This window comes from Roseateles sp. AC306 (assembly GCF_979253795.1).
Map to the genome: position 1 here is coordinate 115,244 of NZ_CEEDEB010000012.1, position 18,058 is coordinate 133,301.

19 protein-coding genes are annotated in these 18,058 nt (G+C 68.9%); 6 read left to right on the top strand and 13 right to left on the bottom strand.

What is annotated here, in order from left to right:
• The 5 genes from AC0IZJ_RS20880 to bfr all read right to left on the bottom strand — a co-directional run bounded on the left by AC0IZJ_RS20880 (position 1) and on the right by bfr (position 2,850).
• On the bottom strand, positions 1 to 1,167 hold the full coding sequence (locus AC0IZJ_RS20880; RefSeq protein ID WP_471853369.1) for a hypothetical protein: 1,167 nt from the start codon (positions 1,165 to 1,167) through the stop codon (positions 1 to 3).
• Positions 1,168 to 1,184: 17 nt separating this feature from the next.
• Positions 1,185 to 1,673 (bottom strand): hypothetical protein, encoded by a 489-nt coding sequence (locus AC0IZJ_RS20885; RefSeq protein WP_471853371.1) that lies wholly within the window; start codon positions 1,671 to 1,673, stop codon positions 1,185 to 1,187.
• Positions 1,670 to 1,996 (bottom strand): RNA polymerase sigma factor, encoded by a 327-nt coding sequence (locus tag AC0IZJ_RS20890; protein ID WP_471853373.1) that lies wholly within the window; start codon positions 1,994 to 1,996, stop codon positions 1,670 to 1,672. The genes AC0IZJ_RS20885 and AC0IZJ_RS20890 overlap by 4 nt, the downstream gene beginning before the upstream one ends.
• Positions 1,975 to 2,265 (bottom strand): sigma factor, encoded by a 291-nt coding sequence (locus tag AC0IZJ_RS20895; protein ID WP_471853374.1) that lies wholly within the window; start codon positions 2,263 to 2,265, stop codon positions 1,975 to 1,977. The genes AC0IZJ_RS20890 and AC0IZJ_RS20895 overlap by 22 nt, the downstream gene beginning before the upstream one ends.
• 108 nt (positions 2,266 to 2,373) lie before the next feature.
• Positions 2,374 to 2,850, bottom strand: coding sequence for a bacterioferritin (gene bfr, locus AC0IZJ_RS20900; RefSeq protein WP_471853375.1), 477 nt, complete (start codon positions 2,848 to 2,850; stop codon positions 2,374 to 2,376).
• A gap of 107 nt (positions 2,851 to 2,957) precedes the next feature.
• Here bfr and AC0IZJ_RS20905 point away from each other — a divergent pair, with 107 nt between their 5' ends.
• The 5 genes from AC0IZJ_RS20905 (at position 2,958) to AC0IZJ_RS20925 (ending at position 9,572) form a co-directional block, all read left to right on the top strand.
• A complete protein-coding gene (locus tag AC0IZJ_RS20905; RefSeq protein WP_471853377.1) occupies positions 2,958 to 3,182 on the top strand; it encodes a (2Fe-2S)-binding protein in 225 nt (74 codons plus the stop codon).
• Between the two features lie 145 nt (positions 3,183 to 3,327).
• Entirely contained in the window at positions 3,328 to 3,534 is a 207-nt protein-coding gene (locus AC0IZJ_RS20910) for a cold-shock protein (RefSeq protein ID WP_056875433.1), read from the top strand.
• Between the two features lie 87 nt (positions 3,535 to 3,621).
• The gene (locus AC0IZJ_RS20915) at positions 3,622 to 5,946 is read left to right on the top strand and encodes a YgiQ family radical SAM protein (protein ID WP_471853378.1); all 2,325 of its coding nucleotides are present in this window, start codon (positions 3,622 to 3,624) and stop codon (positions 5,944 to 5,946) included.
• Positions 5,947 to 6,071: 125 nt separating this feature from the next.
• A complete protein-coding gene (locus AC0IZJ_RS20920; RefSeq protein ID WP_471853379.1) occupies positions 6,072 to 8,288 on the top strand; it encodes a putative bifunctional diguanylate cyclase/phosphodiesterase in 2,217 nt (738 codons plus the stop codon).
• Between the two features lie 66 nt (positions 8,289 to 8,354).
• Positions 8,355 to 9,572 (top strand): 6-phosphofructokinase, encoded by a 1,218-nt coding sequence (locus AC0IZJ_RS20925; protein ID WP_471853381.1) that lies wholly within the window; start codon positions 8,355 to 8,357, stop codon positions 9,570 to 9,572.
• A 10-nt stretch (positions 9,573 to 9,582) separates the two neighbouring features.
• On the opposite strand, the gene AC0IZJ_RS20930 is transcribed toward AC0IZJ_RS20925, so the two are convergent.
• Together AC0IZJ_RS20930 and AC0IZJ_RS20935 are read right to left on the bottom strand one after the other, a co-directional pair.
• The gene (locus AC0IZJ_RS20930) at positions 9,583 to 11,445 is read right to left on the bottom strand and encodes a hypothetical protein (RefSeq protein WP_471853383.1); all 1,863 of its coding nucleotides are present in this window, start codon (positions 11,443 to 11,445) and stop codon (positions 9,583 to 9,585) included.
• A 122-nt stretch (positions 11,446 to 11,567) separates the two neighbouring features.
• Entirely contained in the window at positions 11,568 to 12,023 is a 456-nt protein-coding gene (locus AC0IZJ_RS20935; protein ID WP_471853384.1) for a YciI family protein, read from the bottom strand.
• Positions 12,024 to 12,087: 64 nt separating this feature from the next.
• Here AC0IZJ_RS20935 and AC0IZJ_RS20940 point away from each other — a divergent pair, with 64 nt between their 5' ends.
• The gene (locus AC0IZJ_RS20940) at positions 12,088 to 12,546 is read left to right on the top strand and encodes a VOC family protein (RefSeq protein ID WP_471853386.1); all 459 of its coding nucleotides are present in this window, start codon (positions 12,088 to 12,090) and stop codon (positions 12,544 to 12,546) included.
• Position 12,547: 1 nt separating this feature from the next.
• Here AC0IZJ_RS20940 and AC0IZJ_RS20945 read toward each other — a convergent pair whose 3' ends face one another.
• The 6 genes from AC0IZJ_RS20945 to AC0IZJ_RS20970 are packed head-to-tail and all read right to left on the bottom strand — an operon-like array spanning position 12,548 to position 18,026.
• The gene (locus AC0IZJ_RS20945) at positions 12,548 to 13,822 is read right to left on the bottom strand and encodes an MSMEG_0569 family flavin-dependent oxidoreductase (protein WP_471853388.1); all 1,275 of its coding nucleotides are present in this window, start codon (positions 13,820 to 13,822) and stop codon (positions 12,548 to 12,550) included.
• A gap of 22 nt (positions 13,823 to 13,844) precedes the next feature.
• Positions 13,845 to 14,135: an MSMEG_0570 family nitrogen starvation response protein gene (locus AC0IZJ_RS20950; RefSeq protein WP_471853389.1), complete on the bottom strand. Its 291-nt coding sequence runs from the start codon at positions 14,133 to 14,135 to the stop codon at positions 13,845 to 13,847.
• 8 nt (positions 14,136 to 14,143) lie between these two features.
• On the bottom strand, positions 14,144 to 15,352 hold the full coding sequence (locus tag AC0IZJ_RS20955) for an MSMEG_0565 family glycosyltransferase (protein ID WP_471853391.1): 1,209 nt from the start codon (positions 15,350 to 15,352) through the stop codon (positions 14,144 to 14,146).
• The gene (locus AC0IZJ_RS20960; protein ID WP_471853393.1) at positions 15,349 to 16,371 is read right to left on the bottom strand and encodes a sll0787 family AIR synthase-like protein; all 1,023 of its coding nucleotides are present in this window, start codon (positions 16,369 to 16,371) and stop codon (positions 15,349 to 15,351) included. The genes AC0IZJ_RS20955 and AC0IZJ_RS20960 overlap by 4 nt, the downstream gene beginning before the upstream one ends.
• Before the next feature lie 3 nt (positions 16,372 to 16,374).
• Positions 16,375 to 16,941 (bottom strand): MSMEG_0567/Sll0786 family nitrogen starvation N-acetyltransferase, encoded by a 567-nt coding sequence (locus tag AC0IZJ_RS20965; RefSeq protein ID WP_471853395.1) that lies wholly within the window; start codon positions 16,939 to 16,941, stop codon positions 16,375 to 16,377.
• A 2-nt stretch (positions 16,942 to 16,943) separates the two neighbouring features.
• Entirely contained in the window at positions 16,944 to 18,026 is a 1,083-nt protein-coding gene (locus tag AC0IZJ_RS20970) for an MSMEG_0568 family radical SAM protein (protein ID WP_471853505.1), read from the bottom strand.
• Positions 18,027 to 18,058: the final 32 nt, after the last annotated feature.

Below are 18,058 nucleotides of genomic sequence, written 5' to 3' on the forward strand. Positions count from 1 at the left end.
TCAGGAGGAGCGCGTCGGCGCGCTTGGCGCGGTCGGGGCGTTCGGTGCATTCGGCGCCGGCCTGGCGCTGCGCCGCGGCGTCTCGCTGAACTCCGCCGGCGGCTTCATCAGCGCCGGGTCGGGCTCCCCGCGCTTGATCTTCTCCAGCCGGTAGTTCTGCTCGCCCTGGCGCGGGTCGGCGTCGCGGCTGGAGACGGTCAGCATCAGCTCCGGGCTGCGCCACACCTCGCGCCTGATGACGATGGGCTTCTCGTTGCCGATCTTGCCGGCTTCGATGGTCCAGGTCGTGCGCTCGCCGTTGACCTTGACGCCGTCGATCTCCTTCGGCGCCAGCGCCGTCGTCGTGCCGCCCTCGCGCGGCAGCAGCGGGCCATTCAGCAGCAGCGGTGGCATGGGCGGCACGGGAATGGCCAGGGGCGCTGGCAGCGCTGGCAAGGCGGGCGGCGCGGGCATTTCGCTGGCGCGCAGGACGCGCAGTTCGCGGCGCCGCTCAGGGGCGCTGGCGCCGGGTGCTGCGGGTGCCAGCGGCGCGACGAGTTCCTGCTCGATGACGATGCCCGGCTCACCCGCCGCCGCGCGGGCGCGCACACGCCCGGCGTCCGCGCTGCGAGCTTGCTCGGCCACGCGGGAGCCCCAGTCCCGCCAGCGCCCGGCCTGTTCCTTCATGCGCTCGCCCCAGTCCTGCATGGAGGCCTGCCAGGCGGCGTGTGCAGCGTCGTCGCCACCGCGGAACGACAGGGTGTTGCCGCGCAACCGCTGCACGCGCTTCTGTTCCGGGTGGATGACCCAGCTCTCCTTGGTGGCCGGGTCGTTCAGGTAGACGACCTTGGGCCCGCCCTCGCGCTGCACCTCGCGGCGCGTGCGGCCCTCGCCATCGCGGCAGAGCTGGCTTTGCTGCCTGCGCACGATGCGGTTGCCGTCGGCGAGCGCCTGCACGTTCTCGTGCACGGCGGTGGCGCAGTAAGGCGCGCCCTTGACGACGCGCTCCGCCTCCAGTTCGCGGCCGGCGAAGCTCAGGGCCCGGTCGCCCAGGGCCAGGTGCACGGGCAGGTCGGCCAGCGCCAGGGCCACGTCGCGCTCGATGTTGAGGCGCAGCGTGTCGTGGTCCTGTGCGAAGGCGCAGGCAGCAAGTGCGCACAGGGTCAGGCTTGTCAGGGGTTTCTTCATGGTCGGGTCTCCAACTATCAGTTCAGGATGCGCACGGCCAGCACCTGGCCGAGGGGGTTCAACATCAGCTCGGCGCGCACCGGCTCGTCGGCGCGTGCGGCATCAAAGGGCAGGCCCAGCAGGGCCAAGCGTTCGCGCGGCAGCTCGGCGGGCTGCAGCCAGACGGCGGCACTCCGCCCGGCGGCCAGTGCGGCGCGGAACTCGCGCTCGGGGACCAAGGGGATGAAGCCGCTGCCGCCGGCCGCGAGTGGTTCGGCGCGGCTGTCGGGCGGGTCCAGCAGCAGCAGGGCGCACATCAGCAGGGCGGTCGTGGCGCCCAGGGCGCCGCTGCCCCAGGCCAGCCGACGGAGCCAGCGCGGCTCGCACGTTTCGGTCGGTGTGTGGCGGGCACGCAGCTGCCGGGTCAGCGTCGCCAGCGTGGCGGCGTCCTGCGCGGCGTCGGGCCGCAACCGCGCGAACGCGGCGCGGGCCGGCCGCAGCCAGTCGGGGGTGTCGTTGGTGTTCATGGTCGTTCTCCCACGGCCAGCAGCTCGCCGAGCCGTTGACGTGCGCGGTGCAGGCGGGTGCGCAGCACGTCGACGCTGATGCCGGCGATGCTTGCGGCGGCGTCGTAACTGTGTTCCTGCAGGTCGACGAGGACGAGGGCCTCGCGCTGCGGCCAGCTCAGGCGGCGGATGCCGGCCCAGAGGGTGTCCTGCAGCTGGGCCTGGGCGAGGCGGGTGTCGCTTGCGGGTGTGGCTTCGGCGTGCTCGTCGTCTTCGAGCGAATCGTCCAGCGGCACAAGGCGGCGGGCGTCGCGCCAGTGGTTCAGCAACTGGTGGCGGGCCATGCCGGCCAGGTAGGCGCCGAGCGAGCCACGGTCGGCCTGGTAGCCCTGCGGCCGCGCAGCAACTGGGCGAAGGCCTCCTGCACGGCGTCCAGCGCGGCGGCCTCGTCGCCGGCCAGGGCCAGCGCGTAGCGGTAAACCGAGCCGCTCTCACGCCGGTAAAGCAGGGCCAGCGCATCGGCGTCGCCCGCCGCCAGCCGCTGCAACAGCGAGGCCTCGTCCGCCTGAGCCGCCGCAGGCGCGACGAAGCCGAGCCGGGTCAGCCAGCTCATGACGGGCAGCTGCATAAAAAAGGGGCCTGCAGAACTTGCATGCCCCTATTGAGCGCGGGAGGCCGGTCTTGTTACTCCGGACTAACCCGCCGTGACTTCCGGGATGGCTTAGCTGGGATCGCCCATCTGGCTTTGGAGATAGTTCTGCACGCCGACGGTGGTCACCAACTCCAACTGCGTCTCGAGGTAGTCGATGTGTTCCTCGGTGTCGTCCAGGATCTGCACGAACAGCTCGCGGGACACATAGTCGCGCACGCTCTCGCAGTAGGCGACGGCGTCCTTCAGGTGGGCATAGCCGGCCTTCTCGATCTTCAGGTCGCACTCCATCGTCTCGACGGCGTTCTCGCCGATGTAGAGCTTGCCGAGGTCCTGCAGGTTGGGCAGGCCGTCCAGAGTCAGCACGCGCTCGATGAGCTTGTCGGCGTGCTTCATCTCTTCGATGGACTCTTCGTACTCGTGCTTGGCCATCTTCAGCAGGCCCCAGTTCTTCAGCATGCGGGCATGCAGGAAGTACTGGTTGATGGCCGTCAGCTCCAGCTTCAGCTGGGCGTTGAGGTGGGCGATGACCTGGGGGTCGCCTTTCATGGAAAGCTCCGAATTCGTGACATTGGGCCGCAGTATCCCGACAGAAAGCCCTTCAGCAAAACCGCTCTTTCTGCAAATGAGACCGATTCGCATTAGACTTCGACCCCATGATTGTCTGTGTCTGCCACCGAGTCTCTGATCGCGACATCGCCATCGCGGCGTCGTCCGGTTGCCCCAGCTTCGACGCCTTGCAGGACGACCTGCTGGTCGCCACCGCCTGCGGCGCCTGCCGGGATTGCGCCTGTGCGGTTTTCGAGGAAAGCCGGGTTCAGGGCGGTGCGCCGCACGCCCGCAACATGGCCGGCGCAATTCAAATCCTGCGCGCAGCCTGAGCGGCAGCTACAATGCCGGATTCAGTCGGCGATTCCGCTGGCTGGAATGTCCGTCTCGTCTGATCTTGAGTGTTGTGTTTTGCCGCAGCCGTTCGGGCTGCGGGCAAATTGATTCAACGACACCAAGGAAATTCTCATGAGCACCATGCAAACCGGCACCGTCAAATGGTTTGATGACGGCAAGGGCTTCGGCTTCATCACGCCGGCCGACGGCAGCAAGGACCTGTTCGCCCACCACAGCGAAATCAAGAACAACGGCGGCTTCCGCACCCTGGCCGAAGGCGCCCAGGTTGAATTCGAAGTCAAGCAAGGCCCCAAGGGTCTGCAAGCTTCGAACATCCGTTCGCTGTAATCCCTCACGGCTTCGGCCGTTGAGTGAAGCCCGCGCTTAGCGCGGGCTTTGTGCTTTCTGGGCCTGTCCACCGACAATCGCTGTCTTATGTCCGCACTACCCGCCGCCCCGAAGGCGCTGACCGCTTACCGCCCGTTCTGGGCCAAGCGTTTCGGCCCCGCGCCCTTCCTGCCCATGACCCGGGCGGAGATGGAGCAGCTCGGCTGGGATTCCTGCGACATCATCATCGTCACGGGCGACGCCTATGTCGACCACGCCAGCTTCGGCATGGCCGTCATCGGCCGCACGCTGGAGGCCCAGGGCTTTCGCGTCGGCATCATTGCGCAGCCCGACTGGCAGAGCGCCGACGCCTTCAAGGCGCTGGGCAAGCCCAACCTGTTCTTCGGCGTCGCGGCCGGCAACATGGATTCGATGATCAACCGCTACACGGCTGATCGAAAAATCCGCAGCGACGACGCCTACACGCCCGGCGGCCAGGGTGGCAAGCGCCCCGACCGCGCCACGCTGGTCTACACGCAGCGCTGCCAGGAAGCCTTCAAGGACGTGCCGGTCATCATCGGCGGCATCGAGGCGAGCCTGCGCCGCATCGCCCACTACGACTACTGGCAGGACAAGGTCCGCCGCTCCGTCCTCGTCGACAGCAAGGCCGACCTGTTGGTCTACGGCAATGCCGAGCGCGCCATCATCGAGATCGCCCACCGCCTGGCGCGCCGCGAGCCCATCGAGACGCTGACCGACGTGCGCGGCACGGCCTTCATGCGCCGCGACGACGATCCGACGGCGGCAGGCTGGTTCGAACTGGACTCGACCGAGGTGGACCGGCCGGGTCGCATCGACGAGTTGATCAGCCCCTACCAGATGGTCGAGGAAACGGCTGCGGACAAGGGCGCCTCCTGCGCCACGCCCGCCGAACCGGGCGCCGCCCAGCCGATCCAGCTGCACCTGAGCAGGAAGACCGGCAAGCTCGCGCTGCCGCCCCGCGACCACACCGTGGTTCGCCTGCCGGCCTACGAGCAGGTCAAGAGCGACCCGGTGCTCTACGCCCACGCCAACCGCGTGCTGCACCTCGAGACCAACCCCGGCAACGCCCGCGCGCTGGTGCAGCGCCACGGTGAGCGCGACCTGTGGATCAACCCGCCGCCCATCCCGCTGACCACGCCGGAGATGGACCACGTCTTCGACCTGCCCTACGCGCGCAGTCCGCACCCGAGCTACGCGGACGAAGCCGGCAGCCACGACGGCGCGACCAAGATCCCGGCCTGGGAAATGATCCGCTTCAGCGTGAACATCATGCGTGGCTGCTTCGGCGGCTGCACCTTCTGCTCGATCACCGAGCACGAGGGCCGCATCATCCAGAGCCGCTCGGAAGACTCCGTGATCCGCGAGATCGAGGAGATGCGCGACAAGGTCAAGGGTTTCACCGGCATCGTGTCGGACCTTGGCGGCCCCACGGCCAACATGTACCGCATCGGCTGCAAGAGCCCGGAGATCGAGGCCGCCTGCCGCAAGCCGAGCTGCGTCTACCCGGGCATCTGCCCGAACCTGAACACCAGCCACGATCCGCTCATCAAGATGTACCGTCGCGCGCGTGCGCTGCCGGGCGTCAAGAAGATCCTGATCGGCTCCGGTCTGCGCTACGACCTGGCCGTGCAGTCGCCGGAGTACGTGAAGGAGCTCGTCACGCACCACGTCGGCGGCTACCTCAAGATCGCGCCCGAGCACACCGAGGGCGGCCCGCTGTCCAAGATGATGAAGCCGGGTATCGGCAGCTACGACCGCTTCAAGCAGATGTTCGAGGCGGCCAGCGCCGCGGCCGGCAAGAAGCAATACCTGATCCCTTACTTCATCGCAGCACACCCTGGCACCAGCGACGAGGACATGATGAACCTCGCCGTCTGGCTGAAGAAGAACGGATTCCGCGCCGACCAGGTGCAGACCTTCTACCCCAGCCCCATGGCCACGGCCACGGCGATGTACCACTCGGGCAAGAACCCGCTCAAGGGCATCAGCCGTGACCCGGCGCGTGGCGAGAGCGTGGACATCGTGCGCGGCGAGCGCCGCCGCCGGCTGCACAAGGCCTTCCTTCGATACCACGATGCCAACCACTGGCCTCTGCTGCGCGAGGCGCTGAAGGCCATGGGCCGCGCCGACCTCATCGGCAACGGCAAGCACCACCTGATCCCGAGCTACCAGCCGCTGACCGACGGCAGTTACGACAGTGCGCGGCGCAAGAACTCGACGACCGCCAAGCCTGCCGCCAAGGCCCCGACATCCGCGCCAATGAAGGCCGCCACGCCGCGCAAGGGCCAGCTCTTGACCCAGCACACCGGCCTGCCGCCGCGCGTCACCGGCGCAGCTGGCGGCGCGGCCCGCGCGCCCGCATCGCGTCCGGGCAAACCCGGTAAACGTTGAGCCGAACTGCCGGGCATATGCCCGCGCTTTCCGTGGCAACGGTTCCACGGATGCACTACGCTTGCGTGTCCTGATCGACGAAGCTGCCGCGGCCGCCGCAGCCCGATGCCGGAGCCTTCGCCCCCATGCAAGAAATAACGTCCGCCGTAGACGACGACCTGCTCGAACTGCTCGATGAGCCCGAGCCCGTAGAAGGCGAGCACCGCCCGCAAGAGCGGCCCTGGCGCATCCTCATCGTCGATGACGACGGCGACGTCCACAAGGCCACCGAACTGGCCATGCAGGGCCTGACCGTCGAAGGCCAGCCCCTCATCTTTCTGCACGCCTCTTCTGCCGCACAGGCGCGGCAACTGCTCGCCAGCGAGGAGGACCTGGCCGTTGTGCTGCTCGACGTCGTCATGGAGACCGAGGACGCCGGCCTGCAGCTCGTGCGCCACATCCGCGAGGAGCTGGACCTGAACGCCGTGCGCATCGTGCTGCGCACCGGCCAGCCCGGCTATGCGCCCGAGATCGAGACGGTGCAGGCCTACGACATCAACGACTACAAGACCAAGTCGGAGCTGACCCGCACGCGCCTGTACACGGTGCTGACGGCGGCCGTGCGCTCCTACCGCCAGATCTGCGCGCTGGAAGCCAACCGCCGCGGGCTGGAGATGATCGTCGAGAGCAGCGCGTCGCTGTCGCGCATGCGTGGCCTGAGCCGCTTTGCCGAAGGCGTCGTGACGCAGCTCTGCGCGCTGCTGGGCATGCTGCCCGAGGGCCTTGTCTGCGCCCAGGTGGGCGGCGAGACAGGCGACGAGGTCCGCATCGTGGCGGCAGCCGGCCAGTACAGCGGCCTCATCGACCGGCCGCTGGCCCAGGTCAAGATCCCCAACGTGCGCGACCGCCTGGAGCGCTGCCTGCAGCAGCAGCGCAACATCTATGACGACGGCACCTGCCTGTACTTCGGCATGGGCGAGGGCCGTGCGATGGCCGCGCTGGTCGATGTCGGCCGCGAGCTGGACGAACTGGACCAGCAGCTGCTGCGCGCCTTCTGCTCCAACATCGCCGTCGGCTTCGAGAACGTGGTGCTGTACAGCCAGCTGCTCGACCAGGCCTACAACGACCCGCTGCTGCGCCTGCCCAACCGCAACCGCTTCGTCGAGCTGCTCGACAAGAACCTGAAGGACCCGGCCGGCGTCACCCTGGCGCTGATCGACATCGACGACTTCGCCGACATCAACGACGCCTTCGGTCATCACTTTGGCGACCAGGTGCTGCAGGCGGTGGTGCACCGCCTGAGCGAGGTACTGGGCCGCAACACCGCCATGGCCCGCGTCGGCGCCGACACGTTCGGCGTGCTCGGCGAACACGCCAGGGTCTGCCCGGAGACCGTGCAGGAGGTCTTTGCCGAGCCCTTCATCGTCGCCGGCGAGCGCCTGCAGCTTTCGGCCACCACCGGCCTCGTGCGCCTGGGCGAATCCAAGGCCGTCGGCTCCGAACTGCTGCTCGACGCTCAGATCGCGCTCAAGCGCGCCAAGCAGCAGCAGCGCGGCTCATCTCAGTACTTCTCCGCCGCCATGGGCAGCGACGCCCGCGAGCGCTTCAAGCTGCTCAAGGGCCTGCGCACCGGTTTCGAGGAGAGCCAGCTCTTCGTCGTCTACCAGCCTCAGGTCGAGCTGGAGACCAGCCGCGTCATCGGCGCCGAGGCGCTGCTGCGCTGGCGCACGACGGACGGCCGCTTCATCCCGCCTGACCAGTTCATCCCGCTGGCCGAGCAGAGCGGCCTCATCATCCCGATCGGCGAGTTCGTCGTGCGTACCGCCTGCCAGCAGCTCGCCAAGATGCGTGCCCTGGGCCACAACGACTTCCGCATGGCCGTCAACATCTCGATGGCGCAATTCCGCCATCCGGGCTTTCTGGAGACGCTGGCGCGCGCGTTGAAGGATGCCGGCGTCGAGGGCCAGCACATGGAACTCGAAATCACCGAGTCCATGGCCATGGAGGATGCCGACCTCGTGCTGCGCGTGCTGGCCGACATCAAGCAGCTCGGCTTCAGCGTCGCCATCGACGACTTCGGCACCGGCTTCTCGTCACTCAGCCAGCTGCGCCAGCTGCAGGTGGACCGTCTCAAGATCGACCGCGCCTTCGTGCAGGAGGCGCAGTCCTCCACCGCCGGCTCCACCATCGCGCAGATGGTCATCAACCTCGGCCGCGGCCTGGGGCTGACCGTCATTGCCGAAGGCATCGAGACCGAGGAGCAGCGCCAATACCTCATCGGCCTGGGCTGCCACGAAGGCCAGGGCTGGCTGTTTGCGCGGCCCATGCCGGCTGATCAGCTCGAAACTTTCATGGCGCGCTGAACCCCTGATTGCGTCGTCACGGCGGAGTCCTAAACTCCGCCGTCCTTTCGACAGCCAGGAGCGTTCATGAGTCTCGCCAAGATCCTCGTCGCCCAAGGCGGCGGCCCCACCGCCGTCATCAACCAGAGCCTCGTCGGCGTCGTGCTCGAAGCGCGCCGGCAGGCCGGTGTGGGCAAGGTCTACGGCGCGCGCCATGGCGTGCGCGGCATCGTCAACGAGGATTTCGTCGACCTCACGCAAGAGACCAGCCACAACCTGGAACTGGTGGCCAACACGCCGTCGTCTGCGCTGGGCTCCACGCGCGACAAGCCCGATGCCGCCTACTGCCACGAGATCTTCACGGTGCTGAAGGCGCATGGCATCACGCACTTCTTCTACATCGGCGGCAACGACTCGTCCGACACCGTGCGCATCGTCTCGGAAGAGGCGCAGGCAGCCGGCTACCCGCTGCGCTGCGTGCACATCCCCAAGACCATTGACAACGACCTGGTCGGCAACGACCACACGCCCGGTTTCCCATCAGCCGCGCGCTTCGTGGCGCAAGCCTTTGCCGGCGCCAACCTCGACAACGCCGCCCTGCCCGGCATCTACGTCGGCGTCGTCATGGGCCGCCACGCCGGCTTCCTGACCGCCGCTGCCGCTTTAGGCAAGAAGTTCGACGACGACGGCCCGCACCTCATCTACCTGCCCGAACGCCATTTCGACACCGAGCACTTCCTGCGCGACGTCAAGGCCACCTACGAACGCTACGGCCGCTGCGTCATCGCCGTCAGCGAGGGTATCCACGATGCGGCCGGCACGCCGATCCTGTCGAAGCTCGCCGGCGACCTGGAGCGCGACGCGCATGGCAACGTGCAGCTCAGCGGCACCGGCGCGCTGGCCGACCTGCTGTGCGAGGAGATCAAGGCCAAGCTCGGCATCAAGCGCGTGCGTGGCGACACCTTCGGCTATCTGCAGCGCAGCTTCCTGGGCTGCGTGAGCGACGTGGACCAGCGCGAGGCCAGGGAGGTCGGCGAGAAGGCCGTGCAATACGCCTTCCACGGCGACCGCGACGGCTCCGTCGCCATCAAACGCGTGGGCTATTACTCGGTCGACTACGAGTTGCTGCCGCTGACCGCCGTGGCCGGCAAGACGCGCACGATGGAAGACGAGTTCATCACCGCGAGCGGCACCGACGTGACCGACGCCTTCCGCCTCTACCTGCGCCCGCTGCTGGGCTCCGGCATGCCGGATGCGTTCAGGCTGCGGCCGAATCCGGTGGCCAAGGTGCTCAATCGCGGCTGAGGGCCAGCCGTCACTCGCTGACGAACATCCACCGGCCCATCACATCGCCGCCCCGCGCGCCGACGAAGACGGCCAGACTCGGCGTCTGCGCGTGATGGACGGCACCGGCGAAGCAGAGGCGCTCCTTCACGAACTCGCCGTTCTCGAAGGTGCCTGGCAGCCAATCGCCGCGCAGGTTGCCCTGGAAGAGGCCGGCTTGCGCGCCAGCCGACAGCTGGGCCGACAAGCCGCACAAGCTCAGCGTTCTGCCGGAATTCAGGAAGAGCAGATAGGAGTTGGGAATGTTCCTGAACGAAGGGTAGACGCGGGGGCTGAGGTCGCCACTACTGCTGTCGCTGCCAATGCTGGCGAGCATCACTGCGGATTGGCCGCTTGCGCTTTCGAAGGTGGTCTCGTACAGCGGCGTGTTGTAGCTGGTAAATGGCCGGTGCGCGCCGCTGGGGAGCGCGATCCAGAACTCGCTGGCGCCGGTGGCAGCATCCCGTGACGACGAGATCAGGACCGGACCGTCGTTGCTGCGCGCCGCCCTGATTCGCATCGCGCGGTCGCGCGACACCAGTTCGATCTCGCTGCCGACCCATGCCGCTTCATAGCGCATCAGACGAGACGCTGGACATTGGTCGATGGGCACCGGCGTGTCGGGCAGACAGAGCTGGAGACTGCCGTCCTTGAAGCGGGCCGACCCCACATAGGCATCTAGCGGCTTGCCATTCGCGTCAGCCCGGGAACCGAGCACGTTGAAGCTGAACCCTTCCAGCTCGCTAAGCTGGTTGACGAGCCGGCGTGGTGCCAGATGGGGCCTGCGCACACCGTCAATTTCGAGGCCCAGCACGCTGATCGGACCCCGGTCGTTGAAGCTGCCACGCTGCCAGAGCGGGCTGGTGTTGCCGAACTCACCCAGCAGGGGCTGACCCGTCACGTCATAGGAGAGCGGAATCCGGTAGTCCACGCCGGCTCCCACCGCGCGCAAGGTCTTCACCCAGCCTGACGTCAGCTGGTAGTGGCGCCCCTCCAGATCGGTCATGAATGAATGCTCAATGCTCGACGGGCTGGTGCTGGACTCGTTGTTCCGTGGATCAGCGTCCCCCGCAGCTTCGGCTCGGCTGCGGACGCTGGTCGGCCGGTTGAAGGGTTCTGTGGTGGCGTCCGACTGCACCTGCAACTGCACGGTGGCCCCGACCGGCAGCCGTGCGAGTTGCATATGCTCCCCCAGCGTGGCGGGGCAGTTCGCGCCTGCGCTCGCCTTGCAACCCGCAATGCGCCAGACCTGATCCAGTGACATCAGCAGCGCCCAGCGCACGTCGGTGGCCTCGTCCGGGCCGTGATTGGTCAGTGTCACCTCGTGGATGGTCTTGGTGGGGGCCGCGGCCGAGGTCGAAGCGTCGCCGACCGTCACCGCCACGTCGGCGACATACGCCATGAGCTCCTGCCGCCAACTGGCCGTACTGCCGGTCGCGCTGGCTTGCCAGTCGTTGCGCAACGCGCCGCGGTAGCCTGGTTTGATGCGCAGCGGTTGACGCAGTACCACCGTGCTGCCGGCCGCAATCTCTGCGATTTCAACGCCGCCGTCACTGCGCTGCACGCAACCCGCCGATTCACAGCCCAGCGGCAGTTGCAACGCCTGGGCATCGGCGCTGACGGACACCACGACCGCGAGCGCGCTGCTGGCGCCGACGTTGCGCAGCTCGATGCGGCGCGTTTGTACGACGCCGCTGGGCGCGCGGCCAGAGTCGTCCGTCGCCGCGCCGATCCGCAGCTCTGCTGCTTTCGTGGCTGTGCCGCCTCCTCCCTCGCTACCGCTACTGCTACCCCCTCCACAGGCGCTCAGGCCAATGGCTGTTGTGCAGCAAAGTGCCGCCACGATTCGTCGCATCTTGTTTTCCTCCCTGGAACGACGAGCGTAGCGGAGGTGCGGTTAATACTCCGCGGGTCGATGCCCCGGATTGTTCGCATAAGGGTAGTGAAAACGGCGGCCTAACCCGCTCCTGGCATGTCTCACGGCTTGGGCTTGATCAGCTTCGGATGCCACTCATTGACCGCCAGCAGCGCCGCCGAGCCCATGTGCTTGTGCAGCTCGGCCACCATCTCGCCGCTGACGATCACCGGGTCGGTCTCCACGGCCTTGCGGGCGGCCTCCAGGTCGGCGGTGGCGAAGATGAAGAGGCCGCGCAGGCCTTCCTTGCCGTCCAGCGGGCCGGCATAGACGAGCAGGCCCTCCTTGGCCAGGCGCGTCATGTTCGCGAAATGGCCCTGGAACATCTCGTTGCGCGCCGGCCCGTCGGCCATCCTGTTGGGGCCGGTCTTCAACAGCACGAAGACGTAGGAGCGCAGGCCCTGCTCGTTGGCACCCCAGGCCTGGGCCTTGGCGGCGTCATAGGCGGCGGGGGCGTCCTGCGCGTGGGCAGCAGGCAGGGCGCATAGCAGCGTCAGCAGGCAGGCAGTGAGCTTCATGGTGTGGTGGCGTGGCGGTCGCGGTGAGAGGATTGAACCGCACTGCAGCTTCAGCGAGACCGCGATGAAACCCACCCCACCCGGCTGGCCGCGCCTGTCAACGGCCATCTATTGCGACGACCCGCGCGACGCCATCGCCTGGTACGGCCAAGCCTTCGGTTTCGAGGTCGTCATCGTCGTGGACGGGCCGGACGGCGGCGTGGCGCACAGCGAGCTTCGCTACGGCGAGGCCATCGTCATGGTGTCGCAGAACAGTCCCGACCGCGAGGCCCGCTTCGGCGTGGCGGGCCGCAGCCCGCGCTCGCTGGGCGGTGCCAACACGCAAAGCCTGATGCTCTACGTCGACGATGCCGACGCCCATTGCGCGCAGGCTCGCGCAGCGGGTGCCCGCGTGACCTACGGGCCCGCCGACAACGACTACGGCGCCGACTACTGGTGCGACCGCACCTACGGCTGCGTCGACCCGGACGGGCATCTGTGGTGGTTCGTGCAGCGGCTGCGCAATCCGCCGGTCCACACCTGATTCAACCGGCGGCGAGTTCCGCAAGCTGGACCGGCGCCGTCCTGCGCTGCATGGCCTGCTGCACGAGGAACTCAGCGTCGCGTGCGACGCCCGAGAACCGGCCCGAGCCCCAGGTGTGCAGCCAGGGCAGGCCGATGAAGTACAGGCCCGGCACGGCGGTCACGCCGCGCTGCTGGATCGGGTGGCCCCGGCCGTTGAAGACGGGCGCGTCCAGCCAGCGGAAGTCCGGCGTGAAGCCGATGCACCAGACGATGCTGGTGATGCCAGCGTCGCGCAGCGACAGGCTGTCGCGCTCTTGCGGCGGCTGCCACACGGGCTCGTAGATGCCGCCCGGCGGCGCATCCAGGCCGGTGGCCTCGATGTAGCGATCGATGGACGCGTTGATGCCGTTGTAGGTGCGGTCGGCCTGGTCCAGCGAGTTGCGCAGGCCGGTCGCGAAGCGCAGCGTGTCGCGGTCGTCGTCCAGGCCGGTGAGCACGCCGTACAGCGCCATGCCTTCGCTGGCGAAGCGGCGCAGGTCGATGTCGCGCCCGCCGTCGCGGCCGGTCACGTAGTGGTTGGTGTTGTCGCGCACGCCCTCTCGCAGCGGGTGCTGGCCCACGGGCATCTCGTAGTAGCCCATGTCGGCCAGCCAGTCGACCACGTCGCGGCCGCGGTAGAAGCGGGCGCAGCGCGGCGCGTCGCCCACCGCCAGCACCACCTCGCGGCCGGCGAGGTGCAGGTCCTCGGCGATCTGCGCGCCGCTCTGGCCGGACCCGACCACCAGCACCTTGCCCGGCGGCAGCTGCGCGGCGTTGCGGTATTGCGCCGAATGGACCTGCGTGATCTGCGGCGGCAGCCGCTCGGCCAGGCGCGGCACGATGGGCTCGTGATAGCCCCCGGAGGCAACGACGACCTGGCCCGCGGTGCATTCGCCGTCGCTGCTGCGCACGAGGAAGCCACCGTCCGCCAGCGGCTTCACCAGCTCCACAGCGACACCTTCGAGCAGCGGCGCGTTCACATGGGCGCGGAAGGCGTCGAGGTATTGCAGGATCTCGTCCTTCTTCATGAAGCCGTGCGGGTCGGCGCCGGCATAGGCATGGCCTGGCAGCTGGCATTGCCAGTTCGGCGTCACCAGGCAGAAGTTGTCCCAGCGCTGGCTCTGCCAGACGTGCATGGCGCGGTGCTTTTCGAACACAACGTGCTCCACGCCTTGGGCCGTTAGCCCGTGGCTGACGGACAGGCCGGCCTGGCCGCCGCCGACGATGACGACTTCATGGTGAGCGGGTTTCTTCATCTGGGTCTCCTGGAGGATGCGTTCAGGCGGGCTCGAACGAGAGCACCCGCACGCGGGCCTCGGTGTCGGCCGCGAAGGCGGCGGCGTGCGCCTCGGTCTGCAGCAGTTGCTCCCCGGCGCGCGAGCATGTGAAGCCGAACTTGGCCTGCACGCGCTCGTTGGCGATGCGGGTGGCCTCGCGCAGGCGGGTCAGCAGGTCGGCCAGCGGGTAGTCATCGCCCGGGCGCAGGTAGTCATGGATGACGACCGAGGGCGAGTAGCAGAGGGTCTCGCTGGCGTCGGGCCAGCGAAGGCGGTAGTGCATGGCGGGCATGGCGGAACTCAGCGGCAAACAGAAAGAGAAGCGGAAAGGTCGTTGTCCTGCGCATCGGGCGACATGGTCAGCGTGCGCAGGTACCAGGCCTCGTGCACGGCTGCGCTGCGCTCCCACGAGTGGGCGACGCTGACCGGCGGTGGTGCCGTGAGCCTCGGCATCCGCGCTGCGGCCTGCAGGCCGGCGGCGATGGAGGCGATGTACTCCGGGTCGCACCAGGCGACGCCCGGCGTGCCACGCAGATGCTCGGTGAACGGCGGGCGGTCCGACACCAGCACCGGCGTGCCGCAGGCCAGTGCCTCCAGCGCGACCAGGCCAAAGCCTTCGACCAGCGAGGGCATGGCCAGCACGTCGGCGCGGCGCATCAGCGCGGGCACGACCTCGTCCGCAAGCGGGCCCGTGCGCTGCACCGGCTGGCCCACGCCCTCGGCCAGGCCGAGCCGGTCCAGCGTCTGCTGCCAAGCCTGGCGCGCCGCGCTGTGGTCGAGCATGCTGGCGCCGCCGGCAATCACGAGCCGCGCGTCCATCCAGGCCGGGGCGTCGTCGCGAAGGCGTGCGAAGGCCTGCAGCAGCCGCACGGTGTTCTTGCGATCTTCAACGCCGCCTACCAGCAGGCACACCGGCCAGCCCGCATCGTGCAGCCCGAGCGTGCTCAGCAGCCGCGCGTCAGCGGCATCGGCGGTGACGCGATAGCGGGCGAGGTCGACGCCGTTGAACACGCGTTCCGCCGTCACGCCAAAGCGGTCGCGGAAATGTGCGCACCAGGTATTGCTGACGCAGGCCACGCCGTCGGCCGAACGCCAGGCGAATTCCTGCCACTGGTTGAGCGTGTCCTGCGCGAAGACATCGAGGTGATGCACTGTGCGCAGCCAGCGCGGCAGCGGCAGGCCCTGGGCGCGCAGCAGCGCCAGTGCGTTGCCGCTCAGGCTGTCCTGCGCGTGCAGCAGGTCGAATCGGCCGGCCTGAAGCAGGGCAGGCAGGGCCTGCACCAGTGCGGCGATGCGCTGGCTCACCTGCTGGACCAGGTCGCCGCCCAGCACCGGCAGGCGGATCACCTGGACGGGAAAGCTCGTCGTGCGGAAGAGCGATTCCCCGCGCTCCGCCGCCGCGATCACCGTCACGCGGTGGCCGCGCCGCTGCAGCGCGTCGGCCAACTCCAGCGTGTGGATGACGCCGCCGCGCGGGCGCACGGAGTGGGTCAGCAGGGCGATGTTCATGCGGCGGGCCTTTGCTGGCCGGCGGGTGCCGCGCCGATGAAGGCTTCGGCGCCCAGGTCCCACAGGGTCGTTCGCGCGTCGCCCAGCTGCAGCGTGAGGCGGCTGCCGGGTTGCACGGTGCCGATATCGGCACAGGCAATGCCATGTGACTCGAACACTTGCCGCACCGCTGCGGCCTGCGGTTCGCGCACGCTCAGCAGATAGCCGTAGCTGGGGAAGGCGCTGAGCCAACGCAGGTGCGCGGCCAAGGCGCCGGCCTCGTGCCAGCCGGGCGTACCGGGCGGCAGCGGCAGCCGCGCCAGGTCCACATGCGCACCAGCGCCTGAACACTCGAGCAGCATCAGCAGCGTGCCCAGCACGCCGGCCATGCTGATGTCCTTGCCGGCGTCGCACAGGCCGGCCTCGGCGAGCTGCGGCAGCAGCGCGAGGTCGGCGCGCAGGCGTTCGGGCGGCGCGGCGGTCGATGCGTTCCAGAACGGCTGGCCGTCCTGCCACTGCCCGCGCAGGTCGATGGCCATCAGCAGGCGGTCGCCGGGCTGCGCGGCGAAGCTGCTGATCAGGCGCCGGGCGCGGCCCAGCACGGCCACGGCCAGCTGGCCGGCTCCCGCGCGCAGGTTGCTGTGGCCGCCCACGAGCGGCACGCCGTAGCGTTCGCAAGCGCTTCGCATGCCGGCCAGCAGTTGCTGCGCCACGTCGGCATCGCCGGCCCACAGCGCGTCCACCACGGCCACGGGCCGGCCGCCCATGGCGGCGATGTCGCTCAGGTTGACCATCACGCCGCTGTAGCCGGCGAACCAGGGCGTGGCGGTGACGAAGTCCTGCATCAGGCCCTCGATGGCCAGCAGCAGATGGCCGTCGCCGCCGGGGTCGGGCAGCACGGCGCAGTCGTCGCCGTTGGGCACGCTGGTGATGCCGGCCACGGCACCGCCGAGCTCAGACAGCACGGCCGCGATGTTGCGCTTGTGGCGAAATCCGCGGCTGTTGCGCAGCGCATCGGTGAGCTGGGCCAGGTGGGTCATCGCCTAACCTTGAGTGAGAACGAAGCCGGCATACGGCGTCGCGCACGGCGGGTAGTGCGCCAGCGAGGCGCGCATCAGCGCATGCGGCTTGCCATGCAGCTCGACCGTTTCCAGCGACTGCCAGTGCAGCCGCTCGAACAGCGCCACGTTCTGCCCTTGCACATGGGCGAGGAATTCCTCGCAGCCGAGTGCGTGCGCGCTGGTCACGGCCAGGCGGATCAGGCTGGTGCCCAGGCGCTTGTGCGTGCGCCAGTCGGCCCGCACCGCCAGGCGCGAGCCCCACCACACCCCCGGCGCGGCCTGGTGGATGCGCACGGTCCCGACCACCTCGTCCGCCTCCCCGGCCAGGCAGGTGACGGCGACGAGGGAGCGGGTGCTGGGCTCGCGGTCGATGGCGTCTTCGTCGTCGCGGACGAACAGCCGCTGCTCCTCGCAGAACACCTGCCGGCGCAGCGCCAGTGCCTCGCGCGCCATCCACGGGTCGCTGGCCCACTGGATGCGGAATTCCTGCGGTGTGTACGACGCATCAAGTTCGCACCAGGGCTGAGAGTGGAGTGTGTGGAGTTGCATGGTCAAGCCGCCAGCGGCGTCTCGTACCGCGACAGCGTCGAGCAGGCCGCGCACCGCCCGCAACCCGCCTTGATGTCGCCGGCGCGCAGGCCTGCGTCCGCCACCAGCTGGCCCAGCGGCTCCAGCACGCTGCGCATGAACTCGGCATCGGGGGCAGGGCGGTCCTCCAGCGGTGTGCCGCTGATCGGCACGAAGGGCACGACGAAGGGGTAGACGCCGAGCGCCAGCAGCCGCTCGCTGGTGGCCAGCAGCAGCTCGGCGCTGTCGCCCAGGCCGGCCAGCAGATAGGTGCTCACCTGGCCACGCCCGAACACGTCGACCGCCGCGCCGAAGGCATCCCAGTAGCGTGCCATCGGCACCTCCGCCTTGCCGGGCAGGATCTGGCGGCGCAGGTCCTCGCCGATGACTTCCAGGTGCATGCCGAGCGTGTCGATGCCGGCGTCCTTCATTTGCTGAAACCAGGCATCGGTGTCGGGCGGCTCGCATTGTCCCTGCAGCGGCAGGTCGACAGCGGCGCGGATGGCCTCGGCGCTTTCGCACAGCACCTGGGCGCCGCGGTCGGGCGTGGGTGGCGTGCCGGTGGTCATCACCATGTGCTTCACGCCGTCCAGCTCCACGGCGGCCTGGGCGACCTCGGCCAGCTGCGCCGGGGTCTTGTGCGCAATGGTGCGGCCGGCCGCCAGCGACTGGCCAATCGCGCAGAACTTGCAGGCCTTGCGCCGGCTCTCGTAGCGGATGCAGGTCTGCAGCACCGTCGTCGCCAAAACGTCGGCGCCGTGCAGCGTGGCGATCTGCGAATAGGCGATGCCGTCGGCCGTGCTGCGCGAATAGAAGCGCGGCTGGCGCGGGAAGCTGACGCTGGCGATCGGGATGCTGCCCCGTCGCAGCACGCTGCGGCCATCGGCCCCGGGCGCGTCGGCGACAAACGGCGAGCTGAAGGCGGTGTGCGTGTGCACCGGCACCATCAGCGTCACGCCGTCCACCGTCACGGCCTTGTGGTCCGACGGGCCGGCGCCGCCGCGGCGGCTGGCGGCACCGGCCGCAGGGTCGAGCAGCCGCAAGCCCTGGGACTGCAGCTCGGTCATCAGGGCGCGCGAGGCCTCGGGCAGCGCCAGGG

Excerpts from the sequence above, each read along its gene's own strand:
- AC0IZJ_RS20915 (WP_471853378.1), top strand. The coding sequence starts at position 3,622 with ATGTCCGCACTACCCGCCGCCCCGAAGGCGCTGACCGCTTACCGCCCG.
- AC0IZJ_RS20935 (WP_471853384.1), bottom strand. The coding sequence starts at position 12,023 with ATGAAGCTCACTGCCTGCCTGCTGACGCTGCTATGCGCCCTGCCTGCT.
- AC0IZJ_RS20890 (WP_471853373.1), bottom strand. The coding sequence starts at position 1,996 with ATGGCCCGCCACCAGTTGCTGAACCACTGGCGCGACGCCCGCCGCCTT.
- AC0IZJ_RS20925 (WP_471853381.1), top strand. The coding sequence starts at position 8,355 with ATGAGTCTCGCCAAGATCCTCGTCGCCCAAGGCGGCGGCCCCACCGCC.
- AC0IZJ_RS20955 (WP_471853391.1), bottom strand. The coding sequence starts at position 15,352 with ATGAACATCGCCCTGCTGACCCACTCCGTGCGCCCGCGCGGCGGCGTC.
- AC0IZJ_RS20880 (WP_471853369.1), bottom strand. The coding sequence starts at position 1,167 with ATGAAGAAACCCCTGACAAGCCTGACCCTGTGCGCACTTGCTGCCTGC.
- AC0IZJ_RS20910 (WP_056875433.1), top strand. The coding sequence starts at position 3,328 with ATGCAAACCGGCACCGTCAAATGGTTTGATGACGGCAAGGGCTTCGGC.
- AC0IZJ_RS20895 (WP_471853374.1), bottom strand. The coding sequence starts at position 2,265 with ATGAGCTGGCTGACCCGGCTCGGCTTCGTCGCGCCTGCGGCGGCTCAG.
- AC0IZJ_RS20965 (WP_471853395.1), bottom strand. The coding sequence starts at position 16,941 with ATGCAACTCCACACACTCCACTCTCAGCCCTGGTGCGAACTTGATGCG.
- AC0IZJ_RS20930 (WP_471853383.1), bottom strand. The coding sequence starts at position 11,445 with ATGCGACGAATCGTGGCGGCACTTTGCTGCACAACAGCCATTGGCCTG.
- AC0IZJ_RS20905 (WP_471853377.1), top strand. The coding sequence starts at position 2,958 with ATGATTGTCTGTGTCTGCCACCGAGTCTCTGATCGCGACATCGCCATC.
- AC0IZJ_RS20960 (WP_471853393.1), bottom strand. The coding sequence starts at position 16,371 with ATGACCCACCTGGCCCAGCTCACCGATGCGCTGCGCAACAGCCGCGGA.
- AC0IZJ_RS20920 (WP_471853379.1), top strand. The coding sequence starts at position 6,072 with ATGCAAGAAATAACGTCCGCCGTAGACGACGACCTGCTCGAACTGCTC.
- AC0IZJ_RS20950 (WP_471853389.1), bottom strand. The coding sequence starts at position 14,135 with ATGCCCGCCATGCACTACCGCCTTCGCTGGCCCGACGCCAGCGAGACC.
- AC0IZJ_RS20885 (WP_471853371.1), bottom strand. The coding sequence starts at position 1,673 with ATGAACACCAACGACACCCCCGACTGGCTGCGGCCGGCCCGCGCCGCG.
- AC0IZJ_RS20945 (WP_471853388.1), bottom strand. The coding sequence starts at position 13,822 with ATGAAGAAACCCGCTCACCATGAAGTCGTCATCGTCGGCGGCGGCCAG.
- AC0IZJ_RS20970 (WP_471853505.1), bottom strand. The coding sequence starts at position 18,026 with ATGACCGAGCTGCAGTCCCAGGGCTTGCGGCTGCTCGACCCTGCGGCC.
- AC0IZJ_RS20940 (WP_471853386.1), top strand. The coding sequence starts at position 12,088 with ATGAAACCCACCCCACCCGGCTGGCCGCGCCTGTCAACGGCCATCTAT.
- bfr (WP_471853375.1), bottom strand. The coding sequence starts at position 2,850 with ATGAAAGGCGACCCCCAGGTCATCGCCCACCTCAACGCCCAGCTGAAG.